Source organism: Pseudoalteromonas sp. B131b, from assembly GCF_037162545.1.
GTDB classification, from domain to species: Bacteria; Pseudomonadota; Gammaproteobacteria; order Enterobacterales; family Alteromonadaceae; genus Pseudoalteromonas; species Pseudoalteromonas fuliginea.
Map to the genome: position 1 here is coordinate 252,979 of NZ_JARLUZ010000002.1, position 16,943 is coordinate 269,921.

At 38.3% G+C, this 16,943-nt stretch carries 13 protein-coding genes and 3 pseudogenes; 15 read left to right on the forward strand and 1 reads right to left on the reverse strand.

Going from position 1 to position 16,943, the window contains the following annotated elements; all coding sequences use genetic code 11:
- Window positions 1-193 precede the first annotated feature (193 nt).
- The 11 genes and pseudogenes from dnaK to P4S65_RS19130 all read left to right on the forward strand — a co-directional run bounded on the left by dnaK (window position 194) and on the right by P4S65_RS19130 (window position 12,909).
- Window positions 194-2,110, forward strand: coding sequence for a molecular chaperone DnaK (gene dnaK, locus P4S65_RS19080; RefSeq protein WP_337120905.1), 1,917 nt, complete (start codon window positions 194-196; stop codon window positions 2,108-2,110).
- 200 nt (window positions 2,111-2,310) lie between these two features.
- Window positions 2,311-3,447: a molecular chaperone DnaJ gene (gene dnaJ, locus P4S65_RS19085; protein ID WP_337121197.1), complete on the forward strand. Its 1,137-nt coding sequence runs from the start codon at window positions 2,311-2,313 to the stop codon at window positions 3,445-3,447.
- A gap of 99 nt (window positions 3,448-3,546) precedes the next feature.
- Window positions 3,547-4,007 (forward strand): annotated as a pseudogene (ybaK, locus tag P4S65_RS19090) (Cys-tRNA(Pro) deacylase).
- Window positions 4,008-4,130: 123 nt separating this feature from the next.
- Entirely contained in the window at window positions 4,131-4,535 is a 405-nt protein-coding gene (locus P4S65_RS19095; protein ID WP_007375528.1) for a DUF1761 domain-containing protein, read from the forward strand.
- 42 nt (window positions 4,536-4,577) lie between these two features.
- Window positions 4,578-4,828, forward strand: a pseudogene (locus P4S65_RS19100) (hypothetical protein).
- 150 nt (window positions 4,829-4,978) lie between these two features.
- Window positions 4,979-5,242 carry a CBU_0592 family membrane protein gene (locus tag P4S65_RS19105; protein ID WP_007375526.1) on the forward strand — a complete coding sequence of 88 codons (264 nt, stop codon included), beginning with the start codon at window positions 4,979-4,981 and terminating at the stop codon, window positions 5,240-5,242.
- A gap of 371 nt (window positions 5,243-5,613) precedes the next feature.
- Window positions 5,614-7,344, forward strand: a complete 1,731-nt coding sequence (locus P4S65_RS19110) for a sensor histidine kinase (RefSeq protein WP_096794504.1) — start codon at window positions 5,614-5,616, stop codon at window positions 7,342-7,344.
- Window positions 7,337-8,701, forward strand: a complete 1,365-nt coding sequence (locus tag P4S65_RS19115; RefSeq protein ID WP_096794505.1) for a sigma-54-dependent transcriptional regulator — start codon at window positions 7,337-7,339, stop codon at window positions 8,699-8,701. Before P4S65_RS19110 ends, P4S65_RS19115 begins: the two co-directional genes overlap by 8 nt.
- A 174-nt stretch (window positions 8,702-8,875) precedes the next feature.
- On the forward strand, window positions 8,876-9,832 hold the full coding sequence (locus P4S65_RS19120; protein ID WP_337120908.1) for a porin: 957 nt from the start codon (window positions 8,876-8,878) through the stop codon (window positions 9,830-9,832).
- Between the two features lie 9 nt (window positions 9,833-9,841).
- Window positions 9,842-11,311, forward strand: coding sequence for an SLC13 family permease (locus P4S65_RS19125; RefSeq protein WP_007375522.1), 1,470 nt, complete (start codon window positions 9,842-9,844; stop codon window positions 11,309-11,311).
- 180 nt (window positions 11,312-11,491) lie between these two features.
- Window positions 11,492-12,909 (forward strand): annotated as a pseudogene (locus P4S65_RS19130) (coniferyl aldehyde dehydrogenase).
- A gap of 62 nt (window positions 12,910-12,971) precedes the next feature.
- Here P4S65_RS19130 and P4S65_RS19135 read toward each other — a convergent pair.
- Window positions 12,972-13,697: a tetratricopeptide repeat protein gene (locus P4S65_RS19135; protein WP_007375520.1), complete on the reverse strand. Its 726-nt coding sequence runs from the start codon at window positions 13,695-13,697 to the stop codon at window positions 12,972-12,974.
- Window positions 13,698-14,274: 577 nt separating this feature from the next.
- Here P4S65_RS19135 and P4S65_RS19140 point away from each other — a divergent pair.
- From P4S65_RS19140 to P4S65_RS19155, 4 genes are all read left to right on the forward strand, one after another.
- Complete coding sequence (locus tag P4S65_RS19140) at window positions 14,275-14,520, forward strand: hypothetical protein (protein ID WP_337120911.1); 246 nt, start codon at window positions 14,275-14,277, stop codon at window positions 14,518-14,520.
- Window positions 14,451-15,137, forward strand: a complete 687-nt coding sequence (locus P4S65_RS19145) for a DUF6279 family lipoprotein (RefSeq protein WP_337121198.1) — start codon at window positions 14,451-14,453, stop codon at window positions 15,135-15,137. The genes P4S65_RS19140 and P4S65_RS19145 overlap by 70 nt, the downstream gene beginning before the upstream one ends.
- 161 nt (window positions 15,138-15,298) lie before the next feature.
- Window positions 15,299-16,327 (forward strand): XdhC family protein, encoded by a 1,029-nt coding sequence (locus P4S65_RS19150; RefSeq protein ID WP_337120912.1) that lies wholly within the window; start codon window positions 15,299-15,301, stop codon window positions 16,325-16,327.
- Window positions 16,321-16,935, forward strand: a complete 615-nt coding sequence (locus P4S65_RS19155; RefSeq protein WP_337120913.1) for a nucleotidyltransferase family protein — start codon at window positions 16,321-16,323, stop codon at window positions 16,933-16,935. Before P4S65_RS19150 ends, P4S65_RS19155 begins: the two co-directional genes overlap by 7 nt.
- Window positions 16,936-16,943 lie beyond the last annotated feature (8 nt).

Below are 16,943 nucleotides of genomic sequence, written 5' to 3' on the forward strand. Positions count from 1 at the left end.
AACTAGTCAGACCAGTAATTAAAAGCGCCTCTGGCGGTGTAAAAATCATCATTCCTTACAATTATTAGGGTTATTTTGTAAATAAATCATAAAAAATGAATTTTTTTCATTTTTACAGTTGAAATAAGTTTGGCGCATCCCTATTTACTAAGTCATCGAACGTATTAACGAATATTGAAGTTGGAGAAGTTTCATGGGTAAAATTATTGGAATCGATTTAGGTACTACAAACTCTTGTGTTGCAGTACTTGATGGTGGCAAAGCACGTGTTATTGAAAACGCGGAAGGCGATCGCACAACCCCGTCTATTATTGCTTACACGCAAGACGGCGAAACATTAGTAGGTCAATCTGCTAAGCGTCAAGCGGTTACTAACCCGACAAACACATTATTTGCAATTAAGCGTTTAATTGGTCGTCGTTTTGAAGACGAAGAAGTACAACGCGATATCGGCATCATGCCGTTTAAAATTGTTAAAGCTGATAACGGCGATGCATGGGTAGAAGCGGGCGGCGAAAAACGTGCTGCACCACAAATTTCTGCTGAAGTACTGAAAAAAATGAAGAAAACAGCTGAAGACTTCTTAGGTGAAGAAGTAACTGAAGCCGTAATCACAGTACCTGCATACTTTAATGATTCACAACGTCAAGCTACGAAAGATGCTGGTCGTATTGCGGGTCTTGAAGTTAAACGTATTATCAATGAGCCAACTGCTGCGGCACTGGCTTACGGTATGGATAAAAACCGTGGCGAAAACATCGTTGCAGTATATGACTTAGGTGGCGGTACTTTCGATTTATCAATCATTGAAATTGATGAAGTTGAAGGTGAGCACACTTTTGAAGTACTTGCTACAAACGGCGACACTCACTTAGGCGGTGAAGATTTCGATAACCGTGTAATCAACTACTTAGTAGCTGAATTCAAGAAAGATCAAGGCTTAGACCTTAAAAATGATCCGCTTGCAATGCAACGTGTTAAAGAAGCTGCTGAAAAAGCAAAAATTGAACTTTCATCTGCACAATCTACTGAAGTAAATCTTCCGTATGTAACTGCTGATGCATCTGGTCCTAAGCACATGAACGTGAAACTAACACGTGCTAAGCTTGAGTCACTAGTTGAAGATTTAGTAACTAAAACAATTGAGCCACTTAAACGTGCACTTGCTGATGCTGATTTATCAGTAAGCGACATCAACGACATTATTCTTGTTGGTGGTCAAACACGTATGCCTTTAGTACAAAAAATCGTTGCAGAGTTCTTCGGTAAAGAGCCTCGTAAAGATGTTAACCCTGATGAAGCAGTAGCCGTAGGCGCAGCGATTCAAGGTGGTGTACTTGCTGGTGACGTTAAAGATGTACTATTACTAGACGTTTCTCCATTATCTCTAGGTATTGAGACAATGGGTTCAGTAATGACTGCATTGATTGAGAAAAACACGACGATTCCTACTAAGAAATCGCAAACATTCTCAACAGCTGAAGATAATCAATCTGCTGTAACAATTCATGTACTTCAAGGTGAGCGTAAACGTTCAAGCGACAATAAATCTCTAGGTCAATTTAACCTAGAAGGTATTCGTCCAGCACAACGTGGCACACCACAAATCGAAGTAACATTTGATGTTGATGCCGATGGTATCTTACATGTATCTGCTAAAGATAAAGATACAGGTAAAGAGCAAAAAATTACGATTCAAGCATCTTCAGGCTTAAGCGATGACGAAATTGAAGCGATGGTTCGTGATGCAGAAGCACATGCTGAGGACGATAAAAAGTTTGAAGAACTTGTAGCTGCTCGTAATCAAGCTGACGCTTTAGTTCACGGTACACGTAAGCAAGTTGAAGAAGCTGGCGATGCATTACCAAACGAAGATAAAGAAGCGATTGAAGCGGCTGTTGTAGATTTAGAAGCGGCAATTAAGAGCGACAATAAAGAAGAGATTGAAGCTAAAACTCAAGCACTTGCTGAGAAGTCTCAAAAACTGATGGAAATTGCTCAAGCGAAAGCGCAGCAAGGTTCAGCAGATGCAGGCGAGCAACAGCAATCAGCTAAGCAAGACGACGACGTTGTTGATGCAGAGTTCGAAGAAGTGAAAGACGACAAATAATTGTTGCTAACGCTTCTCGCTAGCCAAAAACACTTAACTCAGTTGAGTGTTTAGGTTAGGATGAACAATTGAGGCGCGCGAGCAATAGCTTGTCGCGCCTTTTGCATGTGTTTAAGGTTCAAATTCAATGATAAATCGATGCGATTTATCGGTTTATCCAGCAGCTTACGCTGCAAATAGAAAAGAGTAGTGTGATAGATATGTCAAAACGCGATTATTACGAAGCCCTCGGCGTAAGCAAAGATGCGAGTGAGCGAGACATAAAAAAAGCGTATAAACGCTTAGCGATGAAATATCATCCAGATCGTACCGCAGGCGATAAAGATCTCGAAACAAAGTTTAAAGAGGTTAAAGAAGCCTACGAAATTTTAACCGATGCGCAAAAACGCCAAATGTATGACCAACATGGTCATGCGGCATTTGAGCAAGGCGGCGGTGGTGGCCATGGTGGTTTCGGCGGCGGCCAAGGTGATTTCGGTGATGTATTTGGCGACGTATTTGGCGATATTTTTGGTGGCGGTGGTCGACGTCAATCTCGTCAGCAACGTGGCTCTGACTTACGTTACAACATGGACTTAAGCTTAGAAGAAGCGGTTCGTGGTAAAGAAGTTGAAATTAAAGTACCAACATGGGTGGGTTGTGAGCCATGTGACGGCAGTGGTGCTAAAGCGGGTTCTAAACCTAAAACATGTACTACATGTCATGGTGCTGGCCAAGTGCAAATGCGCCAAGGTTTCTTTGCTGTGCAGCAAACATGTCCAACGTGTCAAGGACAAGGTCAGATTATTTCAGATCCTTGTAACAAGTGTCATGGTCAAGGCCGCGTAGAAAAAACCAAAACGCTTTCAGTTAAGATTCCAGCTGGCGTTGATACCGGTGACCGTATTCGCTTAACAGGTGAAGGCGAAGCCGGAATGCACGGCGCGCCATCTGGCGACTTGTACGTGCAAGTATCGGTTCGCGAGCATGAAATATTTGTACGTGAAGCGAATAACTTATATTGTGAAGTACCAATTAGCTTTACTACAGCAGGCCTTGGTGGCGAAATTCAGGTGCCGACACTTGATGGTCGTGCAAAACTTAAAATACCGTCTGAAACGCAAACGGGAAAAATGTTCCGTATGCGTGGCAAAGGTGTTAAGTCTGTACGCAGTGGTGCCCAAGGCGATCTAATTTGTAAAGTGGTAATCGAAACGCCAGTTAATTTGAACGAGCGTCAACGTGAACTACTGACTGAATTAGATGAAAGCATGGGCACAGATAGCTCTAAAAACCGTCCTAAAGAGCAAGGCTTTTTTGACGGTGTTAAAAAGTTTTTTGATGATTTAACTAAGTAAATTTAAATTATTATAAATAATGAAACGGCGCTTTTTAGCGTCGTTTTTTTTGCTTTAAATTTTATTTTTGTTACTGTTAATAAAAAATGATTAAGTATTATGACACCTGCAATCGATCTATTGAAAAAATCAAAAATCTCGTTTGATGTCTTAAGTTACGAGCACGACGCTAGCAATAGTCACTATGGGCTTGAAGCAGTTGAAAAGTTAAAGCTTAATAGCCATCAAGTATTTAAAACATTAGTGCTTGAAACACATGAAGGCGAATTAATTGTTGCAGTAACACCTGTTTCTCAACAAATTCATTTAAAGCAATTGGCAAAATTAGCCTCATCTAAAAAGGTGGCGATGGCGGCTGCACAAAAAGTACAAGCCAGTACGGGGTATATTTTAGGAGGGGTAAGTCCACTGGGACAAAAAAACGCCTCGCTACCTACATTCATGGTAGTGCATCACAGTTTGAGCACGTATATGTAAGTGCAGGAAAACGCGGTTTAGAAGTGAAATTAATGACAACCGATCTTATTACATTAACTGGTGCAAAACTGGGGATATTTTAACTTTTTCTTTTTGATATTTACGGGGAGTCCATATAAGGCCCTAGTTTCCAGATTATGAGTTTGCCGCTTTAATAATTATTAACTACAGTCAAATAACCTCTCATGCATAAGTTATGGCAGTATATGAATTTTTCTGATGTTGATTATTTTGCGGTATTAATTGCCGCGCTCTCTTGCTTTATGCTTGGTGGCATTTGGTATTCAAATAGAATGTTTAAACAAGCTTGGCTTGAAAGTTGTGGTTTAACAGAGCTAGATTTGCAATCAGCAGATCCAAAATTAATTTTTGGAGGGAGCTTTTTATTATCTTTTATAGCCACTTTTTTGCTTGCATTGTTTCTAGGTGAAAACCCTAACGTTGGTGAAAGTGTAGGAACTGGATTTATTATCGGTGTATTTTGGGTTAGTAGTTCACTTGGGCTTAGTTATATTTTTGAGCAACGGCCGATGAAGCTGTTTTTAATTAATGGTAGTTTTCATATTTTACAATTTTCTTTAATGGGCCTAATTTTGGGTATTTGGCCTTAGTCTTGTTACACTTTAGGTATTACTTTGAATTAATGACTAATTATGGCTAAACCAAATAAAAAAGGGCCAAAAAAACGGTTGATATTTTTTGTTCTGCTTGTAAAACCCCATTATTGAAGTATCGAAAGGGCGGTAAAGGAGCGCTTGTTAAATGTTTTATAGAACGTATTAGCCAAAATTTCACAAAAGAGCCCTGTATTTGCCCTAACTGTAATCGTTCTTTTGCAAGGCCTGCTGTGATAAGAGGGATACCCGCTTATAAAATTATTGGTGGTAAAGTTACATTTAAATAAGCATATTGCTTATACGGACATATGCCCTTGTTAGAATTTATCATCTTGATAGAATCGCCCGGTTTTGCTGTTTCAATGAATGAAAAAATACCCTCCCCACGGATCGGGCCAGTTTTTTGGGTTATTTAAAAATGGATAAAGGATAGTTTCGTGATAGCACTCTTATTTGACATCATAGGTATGACAGGCACTTTTTTAGTCGTTGGCTCATTCTTTTTACTGCAGCTAGGTAAAACATCTCCAACTAGCTTAATGTACAATATGATGAATTTAACAGGGGCCATTTTATTGTTGATCAGCCTTTGTTATAACTTTAACTTAGCCAGTTTTGTAATCGAAATATTCTGGATTGCAGCGTCATTAATTGGTTTATACAAATATGTTAAAAATCGAAGAGCTGTAACTGCAAGCTAATTTAGCGAATAGATAATGCTCTATATCAATTTGCAATAATACGTTATCAATTTAAGGGATAAAGCCTGAGGCTAACAGTAGTCAAAATTTCTGATTTACAACGCCATGGATGCAGTAGATAAAACAATGCAGAAGTCATTGCTGGGAACAACTAAATAACGATTTTTTACCTTGTTATCGGCAATGTTTACTACCTCAAAATAGATAACTTAATGAAGTGAATTGGTATAATAAAAAATCACCGTGAACATTTTTGGTTGCGGTGATTTTTTTACTCGCTCTGATTTTTGTTAACAAAAGTTTATATCGCTATGGCTAATAAGCCGTTAAACTAGGTTCTTTAAATTCATCAGGTTATTTTGTGGGTCAGTATGTTTTCTCTTTCTAAAAGAATCATTATTACTTGTATATTACCCATATTTATTTTGTTGATATCATTTTTTCTCGGACGAACTCATGATATTGAGCAAGCAAACCTTCAGGCTGAACGTCAAGTTACTCAATTAAATAATTATATTGATACTGAACTTGCACGCTTTTCTGCGATCCCAGAGTTATTAACTTATAATGAGTTGATGATAAGTTTTGTATCAGGAACACCACAACATTATAGCGCAATTAATAATTATCTAGCTGATATTCAGCAAGCCAGCGGTGCGTCTGACATCTTTGTGTTGGATACGCAAGGTGATGTTATTGCAAGTAGTAATTGGCAGACTGATTACACTTTTTTGGGCAGTAACTATGCTTTTAGACCCTATTTTAAACGTGCTTTTACGGATGATAAAGTGGCCTATTTTGCACTTGGTATACGTTCAAATAAACGAGGCATATATTTTTCACAAGCAGTTTATAGTGATAATAAAGCCATTGGAGTAGTGGTTTTAAAAGTTAATGTGAGTAAGTTCGAAAATGATAGAGAGTTGCTAAACACGTCGAAGGGGAGCCATTTTTATTTACAACTTCCCGATCACGTTATTGCCATGTCTGATATTGAACAGTGGCGTTTGAATAGCTTTACTCAGCTCGGAATTACTGCAAAGCAGGAGATCAAATCTAGCCGTTCTTATCTGGATCATCAACCGATATACATAAAGCAGTATCAGTCTCAGAGCCAAGGTACGACGCAATTTAAAATTGATAAACAGCGATATGTTTCGTCCTCAATGAAACTCAATAACTTTAATGCCACAATGCATATTCTTGTCGATGTATCAAAGGTCGATAGCGCACAAATATCGCGCTTATTTTGGGTTATTATTATCTACAGTTTTATAATTATTATTGGGTATAGCTTATTAGCTCGTTTTGCTGGATATAAAAAATTACTTTATTCAAGGCATAGTCTTGAGCAAAAAGTAATAGAGCGTACCCAAACGCTTGAAAAGGTACAAACGGCTTTAGTGCAATCAGCTAAACTGGCTACTATAGGGCAGCTGAGTGCTGGTATAAATCATGAAATAAACCAACCTCTTAGTGCAATTAATACATACCTAGCAAGTGCTAAGCGGCTATTAGCAAAAGGTAATTACGAAGCCTTAAGTCAAAGTTTGGTTATTATTGAAGGGCTAGTCGAGCGAGTGCATAAAATTGTGGGGCAGCTGAAACACTTTAGTAAACCATCAGGGATGCAATTAAGACCATACCCGCTTGCTGCGCTTGTTAATAATGCATTAATGATTTCTAGCGCCCAGTTAAAGCAAGACAATGTGCAGGTAGAGCCCCCGCAATTTGATGAAGCAGTCATCGTCTGGGTTGATGCTCTTAAGTTTGAACAAGTGCTGGTTAATTTAATTACCAATGCCAGCCAAGCTATGAATGGTGCTGTTGAACGTAATTTGACCTTCAATTTGGAGTGTTTTGAAGAACGCGTTAAATTCTCTATTTTAGACACCGGTTCGGGTATTGAACAACATGTATTTAGTCATTTATTTGAGCCCTTTTACAGCACTAAAGATAGCAAAGGTCTCGGTTTAGGGTTATCAATATCAAAACAGATTATTGATTCATTTAATGGCTCTTTAAGCGCACACAATAGATTGCAAGGTGGGGCTGAATTTATTATTAGTCTTTCAAGTAAGCAGGGGGATAAGCATGATTGATAGTTTGTTGTGTAAACACATTATAGTGATTGATGATGAAGCGATGATCAGAGATTCGCTAAAACAACTACTCACACTAGAAGGTTATACAGTAGAGTGTTTTAACGACGCAAGTACGGCCCTTAGTAAGCTTAGCCGACGGTATAATGGAATTGTGCTTAGCGATATTAATATGCCCACAATGAACGGTTTAACTTTACTCGAGCAAATCACAGCCTTTGACAGTGAGCTTCCTGTGATATTTTTAACAGGCTATGCCGACGTGTCCATTGCGGTAAAAGCAATGCAATTAGGGGCATACGATTTATTCGAAAAACCGCTGAACGAACACTTACTTGATTGTATTGCCAGAGCATGTGATAAGCGCAGTCTTGTTATGGAAAATCGCGCATTAAAAGTGGTTGTGCAAAAAGCATCTGCGCCGGGTGTACGTATATTGGGGGATACGCCCAAAATGCAACATATGATGCATTTATTAAATACAGTAATAGATACGCCAACAGATATAATGATTGAAGGTGAAACCGGCACAGGAAAAGAGCTCGTAGCACGCTACTTACATGATCAGAGTATTCGTTCGAGCTGTAACTTTGTGGCGATTAACTGTGGGGCTGTACCAGAGCAATTAATAGAAAGTGAACTGTTTGGTGCAGCAAGTGGAGCATACACGGGTGCTACGCAGAGCCGTAAAGGTAAGTTTGAATATGCACAAGGCGGTACGGTCTTTTTAGATGAAATAGAAAGTACCCCCATGTCGCTGCAAGTTAAATTACTGCGCGTTTTAGAAGAGCGAAAAGTAACCCCTGTAGGTGATAACAAAGCAATTGATTTAGATATAAGAATTGTAGCTGCGACAAAAGTAGACTTACTGTCATTAGTTGAAAAAGGCGAGTTTAGAGCTGATTTATATTACAGGTTGAGCTTAGTTAAAGTAAATATTCCGCCTTTACGAGAGCGAAAAGCAGATATACTTTTATTGTTTAAGCATTTTAGTTCTATTGCTGCAACGCGCTATCACAAGCCTCCAGCACCCCTGAACAGCGAAATACAACAGCGCTTAGTTGCTTATGATTGGCCTGGTAATGTAAGAGAGCTCAGAAACCAAGCCGAACGTGCGGTATTACTTGGCGCCGAACTTGCTTTTACCGAGGTTAATACGCAGCAGTTTGGTGGATTATCTCCTGATTTGAGCTTATCAGAAAAAGTGGCTTTTTATGAGCAATCACTGATTGAATATGCGCTTGAGCAAAATCATGGAAGCATCAAAAATACCATGGAAACACTGCAAATTGCGCGTAAAACACTTTACGATAAAATGAGTAAATATAATCTTAATCGAGATATGTTTACGGAATAGTTGTGCGGATTTAGTGACAACATGTATTTCTAAGTGTGCGGTTAACCGCACACGCTTGTATAAATAATAACAGCAATTTTTTTAAGGTTATGAAAAAAAGGTTTTTATATCATTGGCAGTAAATTTGCCTTATTAGAGCTGACAATAAGTTGATTCTAATAATTAGGACGCACAATGATAAAAACAACACACCTATCTACTTTGCTTATACCCCTGAGTAGTTTAGCAATATTGCCCAGTATTACTTTAGCCGCTGATTATACCGTTTACGGTAAAGCAGAAGTTCAAATCGCAAATACCGACACTGGTATTATGCGCTACGCCAAAGAAGGTACGCAAATTGAAGCGCCTTTTTCTCGTATTGGTATAAAAGGTCAGCATAAATTAAATGAATACTTAAGTGCAGTTTTTAAATACGAAGTACAGGTGAAAGGCTTTGAAGAGGATGATACAGAAGAGCCGTTTACAGCACGTAATACTTATTTGGGTCTAAAAGGGGCGTTTGGTGAAATCGTTATAGGTAGAAACGATACGCGCTTTAAATACTCCGAAGGAAAATTAGATAACTTCAATGAAACCCAAGGTGATATGGCGCAGGTAATAGCTGGGCAAGATCGGCTTGGTGATACGCTTACATACACGTCTCAATATTGGTCTAATGCTCAGTTTTCGTTTACCTATGCTCCAAAAGACGATAATAAAAATAACAAAGCAGGGTTTGCAGCGACGCTAATATACGGTGACCGTAATTTAAATAATACACCTTATTACGTCTCATTAAGTAGGGTTGATTCTTTGAACAATATTACAGCTAGCCGAATCGCGGGCGTGTATAAGTTTGAGAAATTACAGCTAGGTGCACTGTACCAACATTCGGAATCAGTTGATGAGACTAAGTCAGGCAACGGTTATGTATTAAGTGCAAGTTATACAATTGATAAATGGGTTCCAAAATTACAATTTGCTAAAGATGACTCTGCAATTCGTCAAGAGTCAAAAGCGATTCAGTGGAGTACTGGACTTGACTATGTCTTTGACAAGCAAACCACAGCGTATCTTTTGTATACCGATTTAGATCTCCAAGAAAATGCGGATAATAGTGTCGCACTTGGTCTCAAGTACAAATTTTAAGGGCAAATTATGACTCAGAAAATTATAAAAAACGAGCCAGTGAAAAATACATTAACGCAAAAAATTATATTATGGCTTGGCCCTGCTGTAATGTTATTAACGTGCTTGATAGACCCTCCTAGTGGTATGTCTGGTCTTGCATTTAAAACCGCAGGGTTAGCTTTTTGGATGGCATCGTGGTGGGTTAGTGAAGTAGTGCCAATACCTGCAACATCATTATTGCCACTTGTTATATCGCCGATTGCTGATATAGCACCTATAAAAAGTACCGCAGCGCCTTATGCGCACCCCTTAATATTTTTATTTTTAGGTGGTTTTTTGATCTCCATTGCGATGGAACGTTGGGGGCTACATAAACGGATCGCGTTAACGACGATGCTTTATGCGGGTAAAAAGCCGAGTTTACAGATTTTAGCCATGATGTTGGTAACAGCATTTTTATCTATGTGGATGTCAAATACTGCAACAACAGTAATGATGCTACCAATTGCACTTTCAATCATACACTTAGTGAGCGAATCAAACTCAGAGGATGATGGGTTTGCTAAAGCACTTTTGTTATCTATTGCATATGGTGCGAGTATTGGGGGAATTGCAACACTAATAGGTACACCGCCGAATGCCTTAATGGCGGCCTATTTGTCAGAAAGCTATCAAATCGAAATAGGGTTTGGTCAATGGATGCTTGTTGGTGTTCCGTTAGCAATTGTTATGTTGATAGTATGTTGGGTTTGGCTCACAAAATTCAGCTACAAGGTTGATGAAAAAACAGAACATTTACACGACAGTAAATCTGTTTTTATAAAAGAACTGACGACCCTTGGTCCTTTGCAGCGTGCTGAAAAAGGGGTGTTTTATGTGTTTGTATTAGCCGCTCTTTGTTGGGTTTTTAGACCTTTACTCGCTGATTTTTCTGGACTTAAAATTTCAGATACAGCAATAGCAATAGCGGCTGCATTGTTATTATTTGTTTTACCAGCCAATAAAGGCAGTGATGAACGAATTTTAGATTGGGTGAGTGCATCGAAAGTACCATGGGGAGTACTATTATTATTTGGAGGAGGGTTATCACTCGCTTCGCAAATAAAATCATCTGGCTTAGCACAATACATTGCGCATTTAATTGAAGGTGCAAGCGCAATACCTCTGGTTATGGCTGTATTAGTGGTTGTTGCGTTAATTACATTTTTAACCGAAATAACCAGTAACACGGCTACTGCCGCTGGTTTTTTACCTCTTTTAGGCCCTGTTGCGGAAAGTATTTTCGGATCGCCTTTAGTTTGGGTTATTCCAGCAGCTATTGCATGTAGCTGTGCGTTTATGATGCCAGTGGCAACACCACCAAATGCAATTGTTTTTGGTTCGGGAAAAATACAAATACGAGATATGATAAAAGCAGGGTTTATGCTTAATATTATTGCGATAATTTTAATTACATTAGTGACGATGACTATTGCAGCAAAAGTATTTAATTTTTAAACAAACTTAAACTTAGCTTATAGCTATCTCGATATGAGTCGTTTTGCTTATCATCTCAGTGCTGGGCAAAACGACTCTTAATGCTTACTTGTTTGGCTATTATAGCTAAATTAGTGTGATTGCTCGAAAAACAGTTCAGGGTTATTATCTGTAGTAACTTTGAAAATTGAGTAACCTACTTTGACCACTGACACTTCTAATACAGTTTCTTTAACCACACAGTTTGATGGGTTACAAGATGCCTTTCTAAGTACGCCTTATTTACCAATTAATAAACGTATTACTTTGCTAAAAAATCTCCGATTACGAATTGTTGAACTTGAAGAAGAGCTAGTAGATGCAGTTTCAAAAGATTTTGGCTACCGAACGGCATTTGACACTTTACTTGGCGACATTCTGCCTACAGTACAAACACTTGCGCATATAATAAAAAAATTGCCTAACTGGTCTAAACCAAGTAATCGTGCGGTAGGTTTAAGTTTATGGCCTTCAAAAGTCAGTGTAACTTATCAGCCTAAAGGGGTTGTTGGCGTTATTGCACCGTGGAATTACCCTATTCAATTAGCCATAGTACCTGTTGTAACAGCGATTGCCGCAGGTAATAGAGTGATGTTAAAACTGAGCGAATTTACACCACACACAAATGTGGTACTTGAAAAATTATTTAGCGACGAAATACAAGAGCACTGCAAAGTAATTCAGGGCGGCAGTGAGGTTGCAAGTGAGTTTTCATCGTTGCCATTTGCTCACTTATTGTTTACGGGCTCAACTGCGGTGGGTAAATTGGTGATGGCCTCAGCGAGTCATAACTTAACACCAGTAACACTTGAACTTGGGGGAAGTCACCCGTTATTATTACCGAGCAGGCTGATATTAAAAAAGCAGCGCAAACGTTACTATTTGGGAAAATGGCTAACGCTGGGCAAATATGTGTCGCACCCGATTATGTATTGGTACCACAAGCACTTGAGCATCAGCTCATTCAGCAATTATGTGAGCTTTATAAAAAGCATTTTAAAGAGGGTGTTGAAGGTAAAAACTTAACATCGATTATTAGCGATGCACATTACAAGCGTTTAACGGGTTATTTAGCGCAAGCACAAGAACTCGGTGCAACGATTGTAAAACCGCTTGAGCAAAACCAGCAAGATGCAGAAAAACACCGCATGGGGCTGCATATTGTTACACAGGTAAGCGATGAAATGCAGCTCATGCAGGATGAATTATTTGGCCCTATATTACCAATAATGAGTTATAACAAACTTGACGATGCTATTGATTACATTAAACAACATCACCATCCATTAGCACTTTATATTTTAGGGCAAGATAAACCTGCTCAAGACTATATTATTAAGCAAACACTCAGCGGTACAGTTGCTGTTAATGACACGCTAGTGCAAGTTACAGCAGATGATGTACCATTTGGTGGTGTTGGGCACTCAGGTATGGGGCATTACCATGGTAAAGAAGGATTTTTAACCTTTAGCCATGCTAAAAATACGCTAGTTTCAGGTTCATTTAATCCGCGAGTTGGTATGTTACTCAAGCAAAGTAACGTGCTTATAAAGCTTTTAAAGTGGCTTTATATTAAGTAGGTGTGGCTTCAGATGAAAAAAGCTGAACTATGGTAATAGTTCAGCTTTAGTGAATATAAAGATTAGAACAATCGGCCTTCACCTGCATATGTACCAGCTAAAATTTTGGTATAAATAGCGTCCGCTTTTTCTTTAGCTTCCTCAACTTCTTTAGGTAGCATTTTTCGTTCATCGAGCTTTCGGCTATGGCTTGCTTGCATATTACCGTTGTATTCAGCAATAGTATTCCAAATGTATGACTTTTCTAAGTCTTTTGGCATGCCTAAACCTTCAAAATACATGAGCGCTAAGTTAAATTGCGCTAGTGAGTAATTATTAGCGGCTGCTTTTTCGTACCATTTTTTTGCAAGTTCAAAATCGTGGCTAACGCCATCACCATTCGCGTACATAACACCAAGATTAAACTGCGCAGCGGGTAAATTTTTATTGGCTGCTTTTTCAAATAAGTTTAACGCCATTTGTTTATCTAACTTAACGCCTTTGCCTTCATCATATAACACCGCTAATGCAAACATAGAGTCTACATGGTTTTTCTTAACACCTTCTTGATAAAGTTGAGCGGCTTTACGGTAATCGCGAATTACACCGTAGCCCCCTTCATATAACTTCGCGAGTTCATATATCCCAGGTGCATAACCTTTATCAGCAAGGTATTCAAACTCTTTCAGGGCTTCTTCAAAGTAACCTTCATTAGCTGCTTTAATGCCATCTTCGAGCCCTGCATGGGCAAAAGGGCTTGTAAGCAACACGCTAGCAAGTATTAAAGTTTTTAAATTAAACTGTGACATATTCATGTCTCCAATTAGTAATCGTTGCAATATGTATTAGTCAAACGTCATTTTATTACAAATTAATGCGCTAAATAGACTGTTGTAACGTTTAAATGTGAGTGCAAAAAGAAGTGTCTACTGTTATGTTTTACGCCAGCTTTTATATAAACGCAAGATACAGTGCTTCTAGTTCGGCTGAATATGTAATGTATAGCTCAAAACAGAGTTTTTTTGCATGAAGTAAATTTATAAGTGGTGTGTAAGATACAGATATTGCAGAAAATTTAAAGAAATAAAAAAAGCCCGTTAGGGCTTTTTTGAGTCATATCAACCGTCACTAATATGAGCAATGTAGCAAGTAATTGTGATCTTGAGTGCTGACTACTTGGGTCGAGTAAGTAGCAAACACGAAGCGGCACAGTCTTCTTAATTAAATATCAGCATCCTTGCTGTAACTTCTTCCTTAGGCACTGAGGTCGTTATACTGTGTTTATGCGAACGATTATCACTTGTAATAGAATGCAAGTCAATAGTAAATGATAATTATTATCAAATGAATTTATTTAATAACAATATAAGTTAAAAAAGGAATGGGATGCTAAACAACACTAAAATGAAAAAATTCAAACATGTAGGCGTCGCTATTAGCATGTTGTTTTTATGCAGTTGCTCTGCCTCATTTACTTATAATAATTTAAGCTGGCTTTCATCGTTTTGGGTTGATGATTATGTTGATTTAAATAAACAACAAAACAAGCAACTAAAAAAATTATCGAAACAACACAGCATTGGCATAGGTCAACGCAGTTACCAGCATACAAACAAGATATACAAAATATAAAAACCTTGTTTAACGAAGGTTTAAAACCCGTTCAGCTTAAAGAACACGTTGTTTTTGCAAAAAAACATTGGCGAAATTTACTTGAATTCGCTTATTTGCCTTTGGCTGAATTAGGTGAAAATTTAACGCCTTTACAGCGCAAAACATTCATAAATAATATTCAAGAAAAAATTGATGAAGAACGCGATGAACTTAACGAGCAAACTTTCATAGCACGTAAAAAAGATCGTTTAGAAGAACAATTAGAATATTACGAGCAATGGCTCGGAAAACTTAATGCTGAGCAAAAAATACTAATTAAACTGACCAACGATAAACATCAGGACTCAAGTGAGCTGTGGCTCGAATACAAACAACAGCGTTTAAATGCTGCTAAGCAAGTATTTGAAAGTGAAAATTTAACGCAATCTGAGTTTATTGAGCAATTAAGCACGGTTATAAAAGAACGTGAATTATATATGAGCCCAGAGCTGCTTAAAATTAATGATGAAAACCTTAGTTTATATGTAAATTTATTAAATGAGTTAAATACCACTTTAAGTGATAAACAACGCGAAAATGTAAATGAACGTTTTGATGAGCTAATCGACACATTGGATGATATTATTGAGGGCTAAAACATTAATAATCAATCACTTTGCTATAAAAGTGTTACATAAGGTTACGGCAAAGTAAGGTTGCTGTTCAATTTTTGTAGTTGTTTAAACGAATCTAAAAATTGTCACGTAAAGTGGCAGTAATCATCGGCACACACGATGATTTTTTAAGGTAAAAGTGTATGGTTACTGATTTAAAAAATATATTAAATAGCTGGGAGCCTCTCAAAGATAAACAAGAGTGGGTTTTAGCCACTTTGTATCAAATAGAAGGTTCTAGTTATCGTAAGCTAGGCGCAATGATGCTTATTTCGAGTTTAGGGCAGCGTTTAGGTATGCTCTCTGGTGGTTGCCTAGAGGCTGACATACAGCGACATGCTAAGCAAGTAATGAGTACGTTAACTAGTAAAACGATAAGTTACGATGCAACAGATGAAGATGATTTAACATTTCAGTTAGGTATTGGATGTGGCGGTATAGTGCATATTTTACTTCAGCCAATTCATAAGGCTAACGAGTATTTGCAGCTTGAACATATGAGAAAAGCACTTAACGCTAATATAGCGGGGCACTACCTTCAACAAGTGAACCCTATTATACCCAGTGGCTGTGGTGAATTTGCTCTAAACGCAGAGCAACAAGGTTTATCAATTAATCGAAAAGCTCAACTGATTGAAATTAATGATGCAACGTTTTTAGATATTTCTATTTACCCTGCGCCTCATATACTTATTGTAGGAGGTGGGGCAGACGCGGTGCCTGTTTATACACTTGCTAAACAACTTGGTTGGAGTGTAACCGTATGGGATACGCGTCCAGCAAATGCTAAAAGGCAGTACTTTACAAATGCTGATGCTATTTTACGTTCTAAGCCAAATCAATTACGTGAGTATTGTATAGAAAACAAAGTGGATGCCGCTGTTTTAATGGCCCACAGTGTTGAGCTTGATGCTAGTGTGCTTTGCATACTCGCTGATATAACATTTAAATACATAGGTTTACTTGGCCCTAAACATAGACGGGCGCAAGTGCTAACGCAGGCGAATACTTCGCTAGAGAAAGTAAAGTCACCTGTATTTGGTCCTGTAGGCTTAAATCTAGGCGGCGACTCACCAGAGAGCATTGCACTTTCACTCATTAGCGAAATACACGCCGTGTTTTCAAATAAAAATGCCACCTCATTGAGTAACTGGGGAAATGAAAAGTGTTAATCGCTAAGGTGATATTAGCGGCGGGGCAGTCATCACGGTTCAATGGTTGTAAGTTAACTGCCGATATTGGCGCAGGCCAAACGATGATTGAACGTGCGGTTGATGTTATACAAGCACTTGATAGCTCACCTGTATTTGTCGTCACTGGTGCATGGCATAAAGAAGTAAAAAACACGCTCGAAAATAATAAAAATATTAAGCTGATTGAAAATAAACAATGGGATAAAGGTTTAGGTGATTCTATTGCGACAGCCACAAAAGCTATTTTAAAAAATCAGCAGCCAGATGGTATTTTATTTATGCTTGCTGATCAGGTTGAGCTTACTACAGAACATTTGAGTGAATTAGTTGCAAATTTTAAAAAGCATCCTGCTCGTTGGTGTGCTAATTACGGCGAGCGTTTAGGCGTGCCTGCGATATTTCCTAACGTTGATCTATCGAAGCTTAGCGGCTTAACTACAGATAAAGGTGCGCAGCATCTACTGCGTTGCAATGATGAAGAAGTTAATACTGTTAATTTAAAATGTGCGAGTTTGGATATAGACACTGAAGCGCAACTCCATGAGTTTATAGAAAAACGCTGTAAAGTATTTTCACGGCAAAAGTAATGAGTAAG